Origin of the sequence: Vibrio crassostreae 9ZC13 (assembly GCF_000272045.2) — a bacterium.
Lineage (GTDB): Bacteria > Pseudomonadota > Gammaproteobacteria > Enterobacterales > Vibrionaceae > Vibrio > Vibrio crassostreae_C.
Window position 1 is genome coordinate 1,095,752 of the sequence record NZ_AJYZ02000019.1, and the last position, 16,326, is coordinate 1,112,077.

General features: G+C 44.9%; 16 protein-coding genes. 7 read left to right on the top strand and 9 right to left on the bottom strand.

Translation table 11 applies throughout. The features are described from left to right. Positions 1-89: 89 nt before the first annotated feature. Entirely contained in the window at positions 90-527 is a 438-nt protein-coding gene (locus A136_RS06030) for a bifunctional diaminohydroxyphosphoribosylaminopyrimidine deaminase/5-amino-6-(5-phosphoribosylamino)uracil reductase RibD (protein ID WP_017064881.1), read from the top strand. Between the two features lie 17 nt (positions 528-544). Here A136_RS06030 and A136_RS06035 read toward each other — a convergent pair whose 3' ends face one another. After that, positions 545-997 carry an NUDIX hydrolase gene (locus tag A136_RS06035; protein ID WP_017064882.1) on the bottom strand — a complete coding sequence of 151 codons (453 nt, stop codon included), beginning with the start codon at positions 995-997 and terminating at the stop codon, positions 545-547. 291 nt (positions 998-1,288) lie between these two features. Here A136_RS06035 and A136_RS06040 point away from each other — a divergent pair, with 291 nt between their 5' ends. The 4 genes from A136_RS06040 (at position 1,289) to A136_RS06055 (ending at position 6,146) form a co-directional block, all read left to right on the top strand. Then, entirely contained in the window at positions 1,289-3,001 is a 1,713-nt protein-coding gene (locus A136_RS06040) for an RluA family pseudouridine synthase (RefSeq protein ID WP_017064883.1), read from the top strand. Positions 3,002-3,156: 155 nt separating this feature from the next. Beyond that, complete coding sequence (locus tag A136_RS06045; protein WP_017064884.1) at positions 3,157-3,537, top strand: hypothetical protein; 381 nt, start codon at positions 3,157-3,159, stop codon at positions 3,535-3,537. 310 nt (positions 3,538-3,847) lie between these two features. Beyond that, a complete protein-coding gene (locus tag A136_RS06050) occupies positions 3,848-5,008 on the top strand; it encodes a multidrug effflux MFS transporter (RefSeq protein ID WP_017064885.1) in 1,161 nt (386 codons plus the stop codon). Between the two features lie 124 nt (positions 5,009-5,132). Beyond that, positions 5,133-6,146 (top strand): alpha/beta hydrolase family protein, encoded by a 1,014-nt coding sequence (locus tag A136_RS06055; protein ID WP_017064886.1) that lies wholly within the window; start codon positions 5,133-5,135, stop codon positions 6,144-6,146. 21 nt (positions 6,147-6,167) lie between these two features. Here the strand turns inward: A136_RS06055 and A136_RS06060 are convergent, their stop codons facing one another. Both A136_RS06060 and A136_RS06065 read right to left on the bottom strand, forming a co-directional pair. Then, complete coding sequence (locus tag A136_RS06060; RefSeq protein WP_029235264.1) at positions 6,168-7,235, bottom strand: helix-turn-helix domain-containing protein; 1,068 nt, start codon at positions 7,233-7,235, stop codon at positions 6,168-6,170. A gap of 110 nt (positions 7,236-7,345) precedes the next feature. Beyond that, positions 7,346-8,278, bottom strand: a complete 933-nt coding sequence (locus A136_RS06065; protein WP_017064888.1) for a GlxA family transcriptional regulator — start codon at positions 8,276-8,278, stop codon at positions 7,346-7,348. Positions 8,279-8,367: 89 nt separating this feature from the next. On the opposite strand from A136_RS06065, the gene A136_RS06070 reads away from it, so the two are divergent. Next, on the top strand, positions 8,368-8,928 hold the full coding sequence (locus A136_RS06070) for a cysteine hydrolase family protein (protein ID WP_017064889.1): 561 nt from the start codon (positions 8,368-8,370) through the stop codon (positions 8,926-8,928). 104 nt (positions 8,929-9,032) lie between these two features. On the opposite strand, the gene A136_RS06075 is transcribed toward A136_RS06070, so the two are convergent. The 4 genes from A136_RS06075 to A136_RS06090 form a co-directional block, all read right to left on the bottom strand. Next, the gene (locus tag A136_RS06075) at positions 9,033-10,391 is read right to left on the bottom strand and encodes a Na+/H+ antiporter NhaC family protein (protein WP_017064890.1); all 1,359 of its coding nucleotides are present in this window, start codon (positions 10,389-10,391) and stop codon (positions 9,033-9,035) included. A gap of 189 nt (positions 10,392-10,580) precedes the next feature. Continuing rightward, positions 10,581-11,345, bottom strand: coding sequence for a hydratase (locus A136_RS06080; protein WP_017060576.1), 765 nt, complete (start codon positions 11,343-11,345; stop codon positions 10,581-10,583). 205 nt (positions 11,346-11,550) lie between these two features. Next, complete coding sequence (locus tag A136_RS06085; protein ID WP_017064891.1) at positions 11,551-11,856, bottom strand: DUF3861 domain-containing protein; 306 nt, start codon at positions 11,854-11,856, stop codon at positions 11,551-11,553. 34 nt (positions 11,857-11,890) lie between these two features. Continuing rightward, the gene (locus A136_RS06090) at positions 11,891-12,382 is read right to left on the bottom strand and encodes a DUF2798 domain-containing protein (protein ID WP_017064892.1); all 492 of its coding nucleotides are present in this window, start codon (positions 12,380-12,382) and stop codon (positions 11,891-11,893) included. A gap of 97 nt (positions 12,383-12,479) precedes the next feature. Here A136_RS06090 and A136_RS06095 point away from each other — a divergent pair, with 97 nt between their 5' ends. Beyond that, entirely contained in the window at positions 12,480-12,905 is a 426-nt protein-coding gene (locus tag A136_RS06095) for a MarR family winged helix-turn-helix transcriptional regulator (RefSeq protein WP_017064893.1), read from the top strand. A 147-nt stretch (positions 12,906-13,052) separates the two neighbouring features. Here A136_RS06095 and A136_RS06100 read toward each other — a convergent pair whose 3' ends face one another. Both A136_RS06100 and A136_RS06105 read right to left on the bottom strand, forming a co-directional pair. Continuing rightward, the gene (locus A136_RS06100) at positions 13,053-14,114 is read right to left on the bottom strand and encodes an MBL fold metallo-hydrolase (protein ID WP_029235265.1); all 1,062 of its coding nucleotides are present in this window, start codon (positions 14,112-14,114) and stop codon (positions 13,053-13,055) included. A 187-nt stretch (positions 14,115-14,301) separates the two neighbouring features. Continuing rightward, a complete protein-coding gene (locus A136_RS06105; protein ID WP_017064895.1) occupies positions 14,302-16,086 on the bottom strand; it encodes an SgrR family transcriptional regulator in 1,785 nt (594 codons plus the stop codon). Positions 16,087-16,326: the final 240 nt, after the last annotated feature.

Below are 16,326 nucleotides of genomic sequence, written 5' to 3' on the forward strand. Positions count from 1 at the left end.
AAATCCCAATCAGATCGAACATGCCCCACTTCTCAAATCAAACGCGCACTTCACCAACTGCTGCGCCCTCGTCATACTGAGTAACGACCATGAACCAACAATACATGCTGCAAGCACTCGAAGCTTCGCGCCAAGCCTTACCTGATTGCCAACCAAACCCGCCAGTAGGCTGCGTTTTGGTGAGGAACGATAAGGTGGTATCTGTTGGATACACGCAAAAAGTCGGCGGAAACCACGCCGAGGTCGAAGCGCTCAATAGCTATAACGACAAAACGGACGGAACAATGGAAGGGGTTACCACTTACGTAACTTTAGAGCCATGTTCATTTGTCGGCAGAACACCCGCTTGCGCCAATACATTGGTTAAAGCAGGTGTAAAACACGTAGTGGTGGCGATGCTAGACCCAGACCCTCGTAATAATGGTCGTGGAGTTGCGATCCTTGAATCGCACGGCGTGAAGGTGGATGTGGGGTTATGCCAAGCGCAAGTGAGCGCCTTTTTAACCCCTTACCTTGGTAAGTCCTAGATCTTAAACAGCCAGTATTAGTTCAATTTCACTCGGTAAAGCGGATTGACTGGCTTATCGACAAAATACAACCAGATATGATCGTAGACGGCATGTTGGTTAGGGAACGGCGCTAACGCTTTTGCCTCTTCTAAATTGCACCAACGGTAGTCTGTGTGTTCATCATTTAGTTCAATCACTTGGTTGGGCGAGCATAGCACTGCAAACACGGGGATTAGCTGAATCACATTCACGTGCGCCTCATAAAACTGCTCCAGAAACTGCGCGTTATACAAAGCTTCCACTTTAATTTGGGTCTCTTCTTCAAACTCGCGCACGATAGCCTGCCAGCCTGTTTCTCCCGCTTCAATCGAGCCTGCGACATGACACCAAAACTCACCTTTAACACGCTTCATTAATAGCATTTTCATTTGTCCGTCGATCTCTGAAATAGCGACACCGGAAACAATCGAAGTATTGAGTGGAATCATAACGTTACCTTAGTTTTCATAAGAGGGCAGCAAGGCTACCACCCTTGGTTTGTTAAATTGTCTTCTATGATTAAAAACGAGAAGTTACTCATCAATTAATGGTGTTCAAGCTATAACTCATGGGTTCAGTATTAACCGTCTCGCTTAGCTATCCAGTAATAGAACCATTTCTTATTTGAGGCGCTTTTCGATAAAGAGTAGAATCGCCGCCTTGTACTGTGTTTAACGTCTCTAAACATACACAGTAGACTCACAACCATTTATCACCACGATATAAGTATTAATACGACTATGCACTCATCAAAACCAACGCACGACTCAGAAAACAGCCACACACCTGAGCATTGCTTCACTCGTTTTCAACAGCCGATCGAGTCATATTCGTTGCCTGAGCGTTTCACATTCCCGTTCTACTACGAACCGCACCCACTGTGTGAAATCGCTTCTCATCAGCTTCAACAATATCTAGAAACTCAAACCGACTGGCAGCATGACTTCGGACTGGATTCTGACGCTGGTCGCGGCAAAATGTTTGGTGTGTTATTGGTGAAAAGCCCTGAAGGTGAATTGGGGTACTTCTCTGCTTTTTCAGGGAAAATCGCCGACCAAAACCTACTGCCTCACTTTGTACCGCCCGTGTTCGACATGCTCAGCAGCGACAGCTTTTTCCATCAAGACACAGCCGACATGATGGCTGTCAACGCTGAGTTTAAAGCGCTGCAAGCAAATACTGAATACCTTGAATTGTGCGAGCAACTGGCACAGCAAAAAGCGCAAGCCGAGCAAGAGATTGAAGCTCAACGTCTATTGATTATTGAAGGCCGAAAAACGCGTAAAGAACAACGTGAACAAGGTAAAGAAAACCTTGATGAGCAAACTTTCGAACAGCTAAATAATGAGCTAAACAAAGCCAGTGTTGCCGACAAGAACCAGCAGAAGTACCTAAAACTTAACTGGGAACAGACCCTGCAAGTGTTGCAAGCTAAAGTTGATGTGTTCAACACTCAACTGGCTGAGCTAAAAGAGCAAAGAGCACACATTTCTCATCAGCTTCAACACAAGTTGTTTTCACAATACGCTTTCCAAAATGCGGAAGGAAGCGTTGAAGACCTTAACCAAATCTTTGAAAACACGCCAAACAAGATACCACCAGCTGGCTCTGGCGAATGCGCTGCGCCTAAATTGCTGCAATACGCGTACTTACATGGTTACACGCCACTGGCATTGGCTGAATTTTGGTGGGGCCGCTCTCCAAAGTCGGAAATCCGCAAGCACAAGAAATACTACGCTTCTTGTCAGAGTAAATGTGTGCCGATTTTAGGCCATATGATGAAAGGCCTAGAAGTCGATCCAAACCCATTGCTAGAGAACCCAGCAGAAGGCAAAGAGCTGGATATTCTGTTCCAAGATGAGCACATCGTGGTAGTACACAAGCCAGCAGGTTTTCTATCCGTGCCGGGTAAAACCATTAAAGATTCCGCCTACACACGTGTTCAAGAAATGCATCCCGATGTTGAAGGCCCATTTGTGATTCATCGCTTAGACATGGCGACCTCTGGCATTCTAATCTTCGCTCTCACACGACGTGCGAACAAGAGCTTACAGAAGCAGTTCATTACTCGTGAAGTCGAAAAGCGTTACGTGGCAATGATTGAAGGCGTTCTAACAGAAAATGAAGGCTATGTTCGACTGCCATTGCGTGGTGATTTGTATGACCGCCCTCGTCAAATTGTCTGCTTCGAACACGGCAAGCCAGCAGAAACCAAATGGGAAGTGATTGAGCGAAACGGGCAAACCACTAAGGTTTACCTGCATCCTAAAACAGGGCGTACACACCAGTTGCGTGTTCACTGTTCACACCAAGAAGGCCTTAACATGCCTATCGTCGGTGACGGCTTGTATGGCAATAAAGCCGACCGATTGCACTTACACGCAGAAAGACTTGCGCTGCACCACCCAGTCACCAAAGAGTGGATGGAATTCCAGTTCGACGCCGAATTCTAAAATCTCTCATTAGTACCGAGCTTTGATAAGGAGTCACAACCGCTTGTGGCTCCTACCTCTTTTGGGTATATATCCACGCTTATTGCACTACATCAAGATTCACTTTGTTGTGAAGAGTAGCATGCCCACCTTCTTCTCTCCTTGAGGCCTTTGATATGTCATCAGCTGCTTTGAATTTACAACCTAACAAACTGACTTCCCCATTAATTGCGACTCAAGCACCGAGCTTGAAGCCACTTACATCCAAAAAGCCAGACTTAAACTCGGCAATGCTTAACTTAATTGAAGAAGTTAAAAACGAACTCCCACTTTACGAGTCAGAGACGTTTATCTGTGGTCCAAAAGGAAATTGCTCGGGTTGCTCTAAGAAACTACTAGAGATGGTCGACAGTGAGTTAATGTATTGGGAGCACAGTATTTCCATTGGCCAAGGCCCCAACTTCGAGGAACTGCGCCGCTTTGGTAAGCTATGCAGCAGTGTTAGACGCGGTTTAGAGCGTAACGGTTTAGTCGAAAAGCGCCCAAAGAAAAGATAACAAGCCAACTCGATAATCATTACAATGTGTCGTTGGCGATCACAAGCTACCCTGCTACTAACTGATTGAACTCGTTAGCTATAAAAGTAATAATGTTTTGTAATACAATTCAGTATACAAACCGACTTCGTAGATTCGGACTCATAGAGATAAGTTCATCGATACTTTCACCATATTCTTGAACAACTCTATCTTTCTTGTCTGACGTGCCTTAACCTTCTGTATATCAATATCACATCAATTAGAAACCTACCTTGGACAACGGAGAGCGACCTTGAAGAGACCACAACCAGTACTGGGAAAGACCGGTATGCTATTTTTTCTCGTCATAATAAGTGCTTTCCCTCCATTGACCATCGACCTTTACTTACCTGCGCTTCCGCAGATGGTCGAGGTGTTTAATACTGACCGATCAATGGTCAACCTAACCCTGAGCAGCTACTTCGTTACTTACGCCATCGGTCTTTTGTTCTGGGGGCCGCTCAGCGAAAAATTTGGTCGTAAGCCGATCCTATTAATTGGATTAGCGAGCTATATGGTCGCGAGCATATTGTGCGCGATGACCAATAGCATCGAACAGTTGATTAGTGCTCGTGTATTCCAAGCCTTTGCTGGCAGTGCTATCACCGTTATCGCTACCGCCATTGTCAAAGATCTTTATGACGGCCGAGAACGTGAAAAGATCATGGCGACTATCATGTCACTGGTGATCATCGCGCCAATGGTTGCGCCTGTATTTGGTGCCTTTCTACTGAAAATTGCGTCTTGGCGAATGATGTTCGTCACCCTCGCCATTTTTGGTGCATTTGCGTCAGTATTAGCTTGCTGCTACCGAGAAACGCTCGAAACCAAATACCAAGGTTCCATGTTCCGTTCATGGGGAAGAATGGGCGTGGTCATGAAAAACCGCTCGTTCCTCAAGCTACTGGTCATTTTCTCTATCATACCGATGGCGTTGATGGGCTTTCTTGCGGCGGGTTCTTATATCTACATCGATCACTTTGGATTGACCGAACAACAGTTTAGCTACGCGTTCGCATTCAATGCATTATGCGCCTCATTTGGTCCAACAATTTACATGAAGTTGTCCTACCGAATGCCGGTTCAAAAGGTCATCTCAGGATGTTTTGCTTTATTGGCGCTTGCGGGCATCTTCACCCTAACCATTGGCGACCTGTCCCCTTGGTTCTTTATGTTCATCGCTGCTCCAGCAACATTAATGGCGATCATCATGCGAGTACCGGGCACCAACTTAATGTTGAATCAACAAGATCATGACACGGGCTCTGCCGTCGCACTGATACAGTTCTTCAGCATGATTTGTGGCTCGCTTGGCATGGTGTTGGTTTCAATACGCCCAGAGTCACTAATTGAAAACCTAGGCTTTATTCAATTATCCGTCGGTACGCTAGGCGGCCTGATGTGGCTGATGGTAAGAAATAAAGAGTTCGTGACTAATAAGCTGAATTAGGCACATCCAAAATAGCTAAGTTTGTACTCAAACACGATTTAGGGCGTCCTCGATCGTGTTTGAGGTCTCGCCCTCACTGGCTTTAGCGCATATTGGCTCCAATCACCTCAATTGGAGTTAAACCATGAAATGGATACATTTACTGTTCACATCCCTACTTTTCCTTTGTGCTCCATCCATCGCTTCCGGTGTCGGATTCACTCAAGTAACCTTAACTGACAATCCTAATCGCCCGCTAAACACTGCCATTTGGTATCCCACACAAGATGTATCAGACACAACCTTGATTGGCGATAACCCAGCCTTCGTCGGTACGCAAGTCATCAAAGATGCTGAGATTCAATCAGGCACTTTTCCAGTAGTACTTCTATCACACGGCTACCGAGGAAACTGGCGAAACCAAAACTGGTTGGCGACCGAACTTGCGAGTCGTGGCTACATCGTAGCGGCCACTGACCATCCGGGAACCACCTCTTTCGACCAATCTCCAGAGCAAGCCGCCAAGTGGTGGGAAAGGCCGCGAGACATCACTCGAACCATCGATTACCTGTTAAGCGAAGTTCAATGGAAGCAAACTGTTAACGCCAACAATATCGCTGCAATCGGACACTCGTTAGGAGGCTGGACAGTGATGCAATTGGCAGGAGCGAAAATAGATAGAGCGACCTTTGAAGCCGAGTGTCTTATATACCCTAACCCGCGTACCTGTGGGCTGTCTGATGAATTAGGGCTATCACAAGCCCAACCCTCAGAACCAAGCAGTAAAAACCTTTCAGACCCTCGAATTCAACGTGTAGTTAGCCTTGATCTGGGGCTTGCTCGCAGTTTCTCAGTCGGCAACTTAAATGACATTACAGTGCCAACCTTAATATTGGCGGCTGGGATTGATATTGGGGACCTACCTCAAGCATTAGAGTCTGGCTACATTGCTGAGCACATGCCTCTTAATTTAAGACGTTATAAGGTCTATGAAAGCGCTACCCATTTCAGCTTCATTCAAAGCTGCAAACCTGGGGCAGTACCGATGCTTGAAGAAGAAGTGCCAGGCGATGGCATTATTTGTAAAGATGGCGTTGGTACATCACGCGACCAGCTACATCAATTGATCTTAAACGACATCATTAGCTTTCTGAATTGATAAACTGAAAAGTAAACACACTCAATCTAACACTTGCGGCGAACTTCGATACTCACTCGGAGTTTGCCCAGTTATCCTTGAAAACTCGCGATTGAAATTGGACTTGGTCTGAAAGCCTGAACTAAGGAAGATGTCAGTTATCGCTTCATCACTTTGCATCAGGAGAGTCTTAGCGTGCTCAATTCGATAGGCGTTAATCACCTTTGAAATGTTCTGGTGGTGAGTTTGATTAACCGCAGACGATATTTTTCGAGCTGGGATACCTAGCTTTCTCGCCACTCGATTCAGGGACAAATCTGGATCTTTGAACACCTGATGATCCTTCATTAACGCATCAAACTTAGCGACGATCTGCGTGACTTCTTCATCCACTTTTAAGCTTGTCGACGATGCCGGAGATACATCAATTGCTTCAGGATAATGGTTTGACGTTGTCAGTTCACTCTGCTGTTGGTTTTGTTCCTGAATTGGTGCCGTGCTAGTACTCACAACGACTGCAGCCCCAACAATTGCGGGAATAAGAACTAGGTAACCAATAGACAGAATTAAGTCGGTGTGTTGTGCGTTAAGCAGCAAAATATCATACGAAATAATGCTATCCACGAGAGCCGAAAACAGTAAGGCTATACCTGCCGTACGCTCAGCATACAAAACATTCGATACATCACTCAGCCTGACGTGCTCTGGGAAGTTAAACGATGATTTCAACAACAAGCAGCCATAGCTGAGATATAGCGAGATCAACAATAGATCAATCGTCCCATCCCAAATATACGAATAAGAAAAGGAGCCAACCAGAACAACGACTGGGCCTGAGCAATGCAAAAGAGACAAAGGTTTACTTCGATGAGCTCCCGCAAAGCAGAGCCACGCAGCCACCGGTACACTTGCCCCTAGAACCGGTTGTAAGAAACGGAACAGTGCAATATCAAACGTCCAACGTAGCCCAACGACAGTAATCATCAATGCACACAACATGATAAACCAAAATGGTTTTTGACTTGTTTGTGGGTAACGATATCGAAGCAAAACGGCCGTGATAAATAACAAAAGAGCAGCAACAAATGGCAAGGGAATAGCGAGCATCAAAATTCCATTTATGTTCGAGAAAAGATCATTTCAATATCACGTCACATATTCAGTAAGTGAACCATTGAATCAGTTCGAGTGATAAGTATTGAATATCAATCTATGGTAAATCATTCCTCAGAAAGAAATCTAGAACGAAATCTTGATGGTGTTAACCCGATGATTTTCATGAAGACTTTTCGAAAGCTGTTCACGTCCTCATAGCCAACTAGATAGCTGATCTGTTCTACCAGTTTGTGCGAGCTTTCCAATAACTCGCATGCGCTTTGAATACGTACGTGTTGGATATAATTGATAGGCGTAAAACTGGTCGCTTTAGTAAATTGTCGGATAAAGGTTCTTCGTGTCATGAAGGCTTCTTCTGCCAATTGATCGAGCGACAAAGGGAGATGATGATGCTTCTGAATAAAACGCTGCACCGAGACAATCTTGTCATTGCCGTGAGCATAGTTCGGCACAAAACTCTGATAGTAGCGCTGCTCTCTCAAGCCCGTATCGAGTACTAGGTATTTACCTAGATTACGAGTATTGGTCGGTGTTGTGTATTTAGTCAGGATAAACAAAGCGAGATCCATCCACGACATCAAGCCACCAGCGGTCATCACATCCGCATCATCAATCAAGATTTTGTCGATATCAACGGCGATCTGTGGGTAAAGCTCCGTAAACTTCTGCTGCGCTTGCCAGTGCGTGGTCACGGTTCGCCCTTCTAACAAACCTGTTTTTGCCAAAATGAACACACCCGCACAAGCTGAGCAAAGTATCGCCCCCCTTTGGTGAGACTCAATCAGATACTCAAGCAAGGTGTCACTCGGCTCTAGATAGTAACAACCATCTAAATTCGGTGGGAGTATGATGATATCGGCGTTCGATACGCTAACACTGTCATGCGCTTGGATCTGAACGTTGAATTGAGTCTTCTCAACCGAAGGTTCAAGAGAATTTGCCATCTGCAAAAACTCTTTCACTCCAAACACGGCACTTTGCAGAGAGCCTGGATAGTCGATGATTTCGACCATTACTGATTTTGTCACTATTGCCATAGAGTATGTCATTTTTGACGTGCGATAAAAACTACAGAGTATTCATAATATCCCTACACCGCAACACACTAAATACAAAGGTATAGAATATGAAGAACACTGCACTACTACTTATCGACTTTCAAAATGACTATTTCCCTTCATACGAAGGTGCAAAATGGTCGCTGTCTGAAACAGAGAAAGCAGCCGAAAAAGGTGCACAGTTATTATCCGCTTTCAGAGACAAGCAACTTCCTGTGGTTCATGTACGTCATGAGTTTCCGACGGTTGATGCTCCGTTCTTCTTAGCAGAATCAGACGGTGCTCAAATCCACAGCAGCGTGACTCCGCTAGACGGTGAGTCAGTCATAGTAAAGCATCAAATCAATAGCTTTAGAGACACCGAACTGAACAAGGTGCTAAAAGAGCAAGGCGTTGAAAAGCTGATCATCGTTGGCGCAATGAGCCACATGTGTATTGATGCTGTGACTCGTGCAGCAACCGACTTAGGCTATGAATGCCACGTAGCGCATGACGCTTGCACAACCTTAGACATGGAGTTCAATGGCGTTAAGGTTCCAGCGGCGCATGTTCATGCCGCATTCATGGCTGCACTGAGCTTTGGTTACTGCAATGTCGCAACGGCCAGTGAGCTTGAAAGTCTTCTTTAACAAGTAAGCCCAAATTTTCAGTCTATTCATTACAAACACAAAAAAGCTCCTATTAAGGAGCCTTCTTATCAGAGCCAGTGAGCACTCAGTTTGGTCAATTGTTACTAAGCTTGAGCCACTTGACGTGCTGGGTGTTTAATAAACACAGCAACCACAGCCACGATTGCAAGAGCAAAACAGTAGTAAGAGTTGGCTACAATATCCAAAGGCGATAGGTTAAATACCGAACCTAATAGCAATACCTGCGCACCGTAAGGCAATACGCCTTGAATCACACAAGAGAAGATATCCAACAAGCTTGCAGAACGACGTGGAGACACATTGTTCTCTTCCGCCAATTGACGAGCCACACTACCAGACACAATAATCGCTACCGTGTTGTTTGCAGTACATAGGTTCACCATAGATACCAAGCCAGCAATGCCTAGCTCACTCGCACGACCATTCGCTTGCTTAGAGTGAGAAGAACCAAATGCACGAATCAAACCGCTCACTAAGTTAGTCAGAAATGCTAATCCACCTTGGCGACGCATCAGCTCACTCAAACCACCAATCAGCATCGACAGTAAGAAGATCTCTTGCATGTTGCCAAAGCCTGCGTAGATATCTTGAGCGTAATCCGTCATACCGTAGTTCTCAATAGAACCTAGGCTCACTCCACCCGCTAGCAAGATACCAATCGTCAACACAACGAACACATTCATGCCCGATACCGCAAGGATTAGGATAGTGATGTACGGAAGGACTTTCAGCCATTCAATTGGGCCTGTTTCAGGAACTTGAGTTGCCGTGCTGTTGAAAGCAAAGATAACAATCGCGATAAGTGCAGCAGGAAGTGCAATGCGGATGTTCTCTTTAAACTTATCTCTCATCTCACAGCCTTGCGAGCGTGTCGCGGCAATCGTGGTATCAGAGATGATAGAAAGGTTGTCACCAAACATAGCGCCACTTAGCACTACGCCAGCGGTTAGAGGAATACTCATGCCAGCTGAGTCAGCAATGCCTAGTGCAACAGGAGCAACCGCAGCGATAGTACCCATAGAAGTACCCATTGCCGTCGCAATGAACGCCGAAATAAGGAAGATGCCCGGTAGGATCATGCTCGTTGGGATAGCAGATAGACCAAGATTTACCGTCGCGTCCACGCCACCAGAAGCTTTAGCTACAGCCGCAAAAGCACCCGCCAATAGGTAGATCATACACATTGCAATAATGTCTTTGTGACCCACACCACCTAAGAACTGCTCGATCGCACGGTTCAATTTATCTTTGCTCAATAGCAACGCTAACATCACGGCAGGCAGAGCCGCAATCGGAGCTGGAAGCTGATAGAAAGCAAAATCGACGCCTTGTAGCGACAGGTATGTACCCACGCCAATAAACAGCGCAAGGAAAACGATCAGAGGGATAAGCGCCACTGCAGAAGGGGCAATTACCGCGTTAGAATTTTTTGAATTGGACATGGAACGACAACACAATAGAACAGGAAGGTGAGCAGACTAATGTCACACTTAGAACTTGTCAACGTCTAGACGTCTAAACGCCTAATTTAATGCAAAGTAATAAGAACCCTATTAAGCATCACGTAATAAAAAAGGCTATTTACTCATCAGTAAACAGCCTTTCGATAACAGATAGTGCGCCGCTAGAAGTTAGCGTTTCTGCTTGAACGTTACTTGGTATTCACCAATGCCTTCGTAGTGGAAGGTCGTTGGCTTATCGAATTCCATTTCCACGATACCGCAGTAAGAGCCCGTGATAATGGCTTCACCCGCTTGGAAATCAACACCACGACGTGTCATGTAGTTAATCAGCCAGTAAATTGGGCTTGGTGGCAGTGTATTCGGGTGCTTACCGTCGAATGCTTGAACTTGCTCGCCTTGAGTCACTTCAATACTGATCTCTGCAGAAGTGAACGCTTTTTCGCGATCAATCTCAGAGCCAATAAATAGACCTTGGTTTACTAGGCCATCGGCCAGCTTTTCATAGAACTCAGCGCCGCTGTCATCCGCAAAACGAGACTGCATTAACTCAAGTGCCATGTGGCAAGAACCAATCGCTTCGTTGATTTGCTCTTCGCTGTAGCCTTCTTGGCTTGCAGGCAGGCTCTTAGCAAGCGTAAATGCGATTTCAGGCTCAACGCGTACTACGCCGTTGTCAGCAAACAGTTCACAAACTTCGCCTTGTTGAACGCTGCCCGAGAAGATTGGCGCAACAACAAACTTGTCTTCAGCCAGAGGAAGTAAGCACTTCCAACCGCCGACTTTATCGCTTTTCAAATCGATCATTGAAGATTGGATCTTTAGCGCATCTTCCAAGTTATTCGGACGGTACTGTTCGTCCAATCTTGGTGCTTTGGTGCCAGCAACACGACGACTCAACAGTTCTTCAGCTGCTTGTTTAAATACATTTGTCATATAATACCACCTTTAGTTTTATGACCAGTATAATATCGGATTTCTTAAAGCTTGAATAGACAATTCAACAACGGTGCTACACCGAAAATTCAGCCATCAATTTTCGCATATTCTAGACGCAAACAACTGAAACTATTTTGATTTAAATGTAAAAAAGCCAGTAATTTGATTACTGACTTTTCGATGTATTACTGATGTTCAGGCTTTACTGCCCTTTCAACGTCTTCTTCAGATTCTGCATGAAGTTTCTGAAGTGAGGCATGAAATCAACAAACAGAGGGTGCTTTCTATCTTGCATCATCATAGGGCCAAGTAAACGAATACTCACCCCTAGTCGCGCTGCTGATTGTTCGTCTAAGCCGATGTCTTGTTTGATCTTCTCAACAATCGCGAACATGTTTTCTCTGTCTTCAATTTCAAACTGCATGGTTTGCAGTTCACGATCTTCTTTGATGTTCACTTCTTCGATAGTGATACGGTAGTTGTTATGTTTGCCTGTGAATACTGTCATGTGGATCTCCTACAATGCTTAAAAAGTGTGTTGGCTAGCTCTTCATGAATCGTTCGAGCTTAGGTTTAACCGTCATCGACATCACGACCATGATCGTAAGGCCAATAGGAAGCGCAGCAATAAATCCATTAAACCATCCACTGGTAAACGCCGATGTATCCGAAAATCCAATATTATTTGCCGCTGTTACAAATGCCATTATGGACTCCATGATAAAAGCCATAATCAATCCCACGATTAGGTTGCGAGCTTTCTCGCCGTAATTGGGTAATACCTTGGCGACCAACTTAGTAACCAAAGCCATCATTGCCACGCCAATTGGCATCATAATTACGGCAACTAGGGCTAACGAAGAGAGCCAGTTGTCGATGAATGCCTCACCGAATCCGATATTCATGTAGGTCATCACCGCCGTTAAGCTGCCGCCAATCGTCAGCATTAAGCTCACCATGACCAAAATTTTGTATAAAACCGGTGTGCCTTTTTGCTCAGGAAGAGTTGGAATTAGAGTTGCTTGAATCGTCACATCTATTTCCTGTCTTGAATTCATGAACAATTAAGTTGATAATGTCAACTATAAATACAGTGGTTGATAATGTCAACTATATTTCTAAGGATCGTTTATGTCTGATAACACATCGCTAGAATCTATCTTTCGTTTAGTGCACTCTTTGAAACGTCAAATGAGCGAGCAGATCGAGAGCTTGGATTCTGAGATCGCACCAATGAACATTCGTGTCATGAAGATCATTACCAAGAAGTCTCCATGTACGGCTATCGATATCGCACACTTCCTAAATCGCGATAAAGCACAGGTCACTCGATTGGTTAATGCTTTGATCAGTCAGGAACTTGTGAAAAAATCTCCGAACCCAGAAGACAAGCGTAGCCAGTTATTGGTTCTGACCGATAAGGGTCAAGAGATCATGACTAAGGTCTCGGATATCGATCGAGACATGCTGAAGAGAATGACCAAAGGCATGGCCGAAGATGAGTTAGAGCAATTCAGAAAAATTGCGAAGAAAATGGCGCAGAACTTAGAAAGCTGATCTTCAAAATAAAACGAAAAAACGCCACCGAATCGAATGATCGGTGGCGTTTTTTGTATCAACTGGCTTTATATAGATTAGCAGTATGACTACTTCTCACTTAGATGAGAGTATTAATTAGATGTCCGTTCTAATTAGGTAACAGCTCTAATTCGATGCCAGTTTCCACCATGCCTGAACGGGTACCGGCTCTGAGATCACCAAACGTTCACCCATCACGGGGCTTACCATTTGCACATCTCGCTCTTTGCTAATCGCCAGAGCTTGTTCCATTGGGTCTTGCCAATCGTGCATAGAAAGGTCGAAGGTACTGTTGTGGATTGGCATCATCACCTTACCTTGCAGGTCAATGTGGGCCTGAACGCTCTGCTCTGGGAACATATGAATATCCGCCCAAAGAGAGTTATACGCGCCCGTTTCAACCATGGTTAAATCAAACGGCCCATAGCGCTCACCAATCTCTTTAAAGCCGCTGAAGTAACCAGAATCACCGCTAAAGAAGACTTTCTTGTCTGAAGCGTTAATAACCCAGCTACCCCACAGTGTTTGGTCACGATCAAGCAAGCCACGTCCAGAGAAGTGCTGTGTCGGCGTTAACGTGAACTCAATGTCTGAGGCCGTTGCCGATTCCCACCAGTTCAATTCGATGATCTTCTCTTTATCCACGCCCCACTTTTCCAATAGTGCGCCCACTCTTAATGGCACTAAGAACGTCCCCACTTTGTCGGCGAGCACCTTAACGGCACCTTTGTCTAAATGGTCATAATGATCGTGACTGATCACCACCACATCAATATCGAGTAGCTCTTGCAGCGTAATTGGTGTTGGATGAAAACGCTTTGGCCCCATCCATTGCACGGGTGATGCACGATCACTGAACACAGGGTCAGTCATCACTAGCTTCCCATCCAGTTTCATCATCACACTGGAGTGACCTAAGCGGTAAGCAACGTCGTCTTGTTCTTCGATCAATTGCTCAGCTGTCATTGGAATCAAAGGCAATGCAGCGCGCGGCACGGGCTCGTTTCTTTCCACAGTCACGTATGCTTTCAAGATTGAAAAAATATCAGACATACCCGATTTGTATTCCAGCTCACTGTTTACAAACTTCTTTGGAAGCTTATCTAGATTGTCGTTTGATTGTGAACCTGTGCTTACGATAGCGACCACGGCAAGTACTCCTAAAATCGGTAATAGATATTTTTTCATTGGTATCTCTTCAACCGTTGGGAAAGACCCAACTCAAAAACTACACTGACTAGTTTACATACCAAAACCAAAAAGTAAACCACAGAGTGTAATTTTTAATTTATCTAGACGTAAGCGTGTCAAAGTCGATTTTGGAAAAACCAACTTTGGCAACGAGTTAACTTAGTTATTTAGTTAGTAAGAAAGATTAATCAGCAGACCATACATTCTTGAAGTCTGGCCATCCCCAGTTTGTGATGGCCACGTTTTTCAGAATCCCTTGGAAACGAACGGTCTGTAAGTGGTGGAACATAGGCACTAACCAATAATCTGAGATCAGAGTAGACGCGATGGGTTCTAGCTCTGCCAAGTAATTAGGCAGTTCCACGGATGCTTTATGACTATCCAAGCGCTGCTTGAGCCAATCGCTGTTCATCTCTCCCAAAGCAGAGTGCAAAACAGGATCATTCATCATCCACGAAAACAGCGAAGACGGGGCATTATCATCGAGATTCAGGTTGCACAACACCAAGTCTTCTTTTAAATCGCCACTCTGAGAAAGTTGTGCCAATTCTCGAAAACTGTAGGTGTTCACCTCCACTTCCACACCATATCGTTTGAGTATGTCTGAAACGCAGATGGCACATCGGTACAACGCATAATAGTCGTAAACTGCAATACTCATCTTTTTCGGTAATTGTGCTTCTTTCGAAGGCGTTCGATACAGTTTTTGCCAACTTGGCAGTATGTTTTGAGCTAAAGAGACACTGAACAAACCCTTATTTTTTTCCAACTGAGATAAAATCGCTTGTGGGTTGGTCAGTTGTGAAAGGTATTTTCGCTGCTCATTATTAAGCGGAGTTGCCGCTGAATTCTGATTGAACAGGATAAATAAGCACCCATCCTCGACTCGGCTACGAAGGCCATCTGTGTCTGCAGAAACAAGCTCCGCATCGCTTTTCCCTAATTGATGGAAACAAGAAGAATTTCCATAAGGCGATACGTGCATTTGGCTGTCATCGAAACGAGCAGTGCCCGTCATTGATTCCTCAAACTGCCAGATAGTCACCTCATCGGTTAACGAGCGGCAACCATAATAGTGTTCAAATGCGGCAAGCTTGATTCGTTCATTATTGGTCTCAACCACTTTGAAGGGGCCGGTTCCAATCACAGCATGAGAGACCGAATTTAATGGCGATGGCTCTCGTGTGACTTGCGCAGCAGGTTGAATCGAATACTTAACGCCAGCCAATAAGCCCGCGAACCCGGTGTCCGCTTGGGTTAATTTAAAACTGATCCTTAATGGCTGCTCACTGTAGATGGAAGCGACATGATCTAACTCAGCTTGATAGAAAGGCAGAGCTTGTAGAGCAGTAAACAAAGCAACCAGCTGCTTGGCATCTACTGGCTGCCCATCATGAAAAGTCAGACCGGGGCGCAGATAGAAAGTCCAAACCAGTTGCTCTGTGTCATATTCCCAATGGTGAGCTAATTCAGGCTTTAACTCACCTTTACCATTACACGTCACTAGGCAGCTAAAAACCTGTCTTATCAAAAATCGTTCGCTACTGCGGTGTATATGGTGCGGAAACAAATCCTCAAACTTACGCTTATAGGTTAATTGAACGTGCAGCAGCCCTTCACGCATGGTCGCGCCGGAAGTTTCTTGCAGTAAAGAACCAAACACAGCGCGGTCATTATCCAATATGGAAAGTGCTTTTTCGTACTTGCCCTGCTCTATCAGTTTACTTGCAACATGCTGCGCCAACTCTGAATTGCTAAAACGCAGTGTTAAGTTAGAGCGTTGATTCCTGCCAACTTTTGGCTCCCACACCACCCATTCAGCTTGATGCATCTTACCAAGTAAGGTTCGAGCGTGACGCAAGCTTGTAAACAGCATATCCGCTACTTCGGCTAGGGTGACTGAATGAGAAATGTTTGGCTCGAACGACTCTAGCCGCGTGTAGTAACGCATCATGTTTAGATCAGACAAATAATGAACCTTTTAAAGATAGCTCTTCCTAATTAAGCCCATTATAAAACACATTCATCAAAAAGTAGTGTAATGCGACCAAAACAGGAACAACCAATAAAAATAACATCTGTTTTTTAGTTCCTCTTAATTATCCATAATGAACGGGTCAGCAACAAACCATAGGTTGTAAATAAAGCCTAACCAGAGAGAGTAATGACCATGAGAAAATACTATCTTAACAAGCTAAAAAGCACCTGC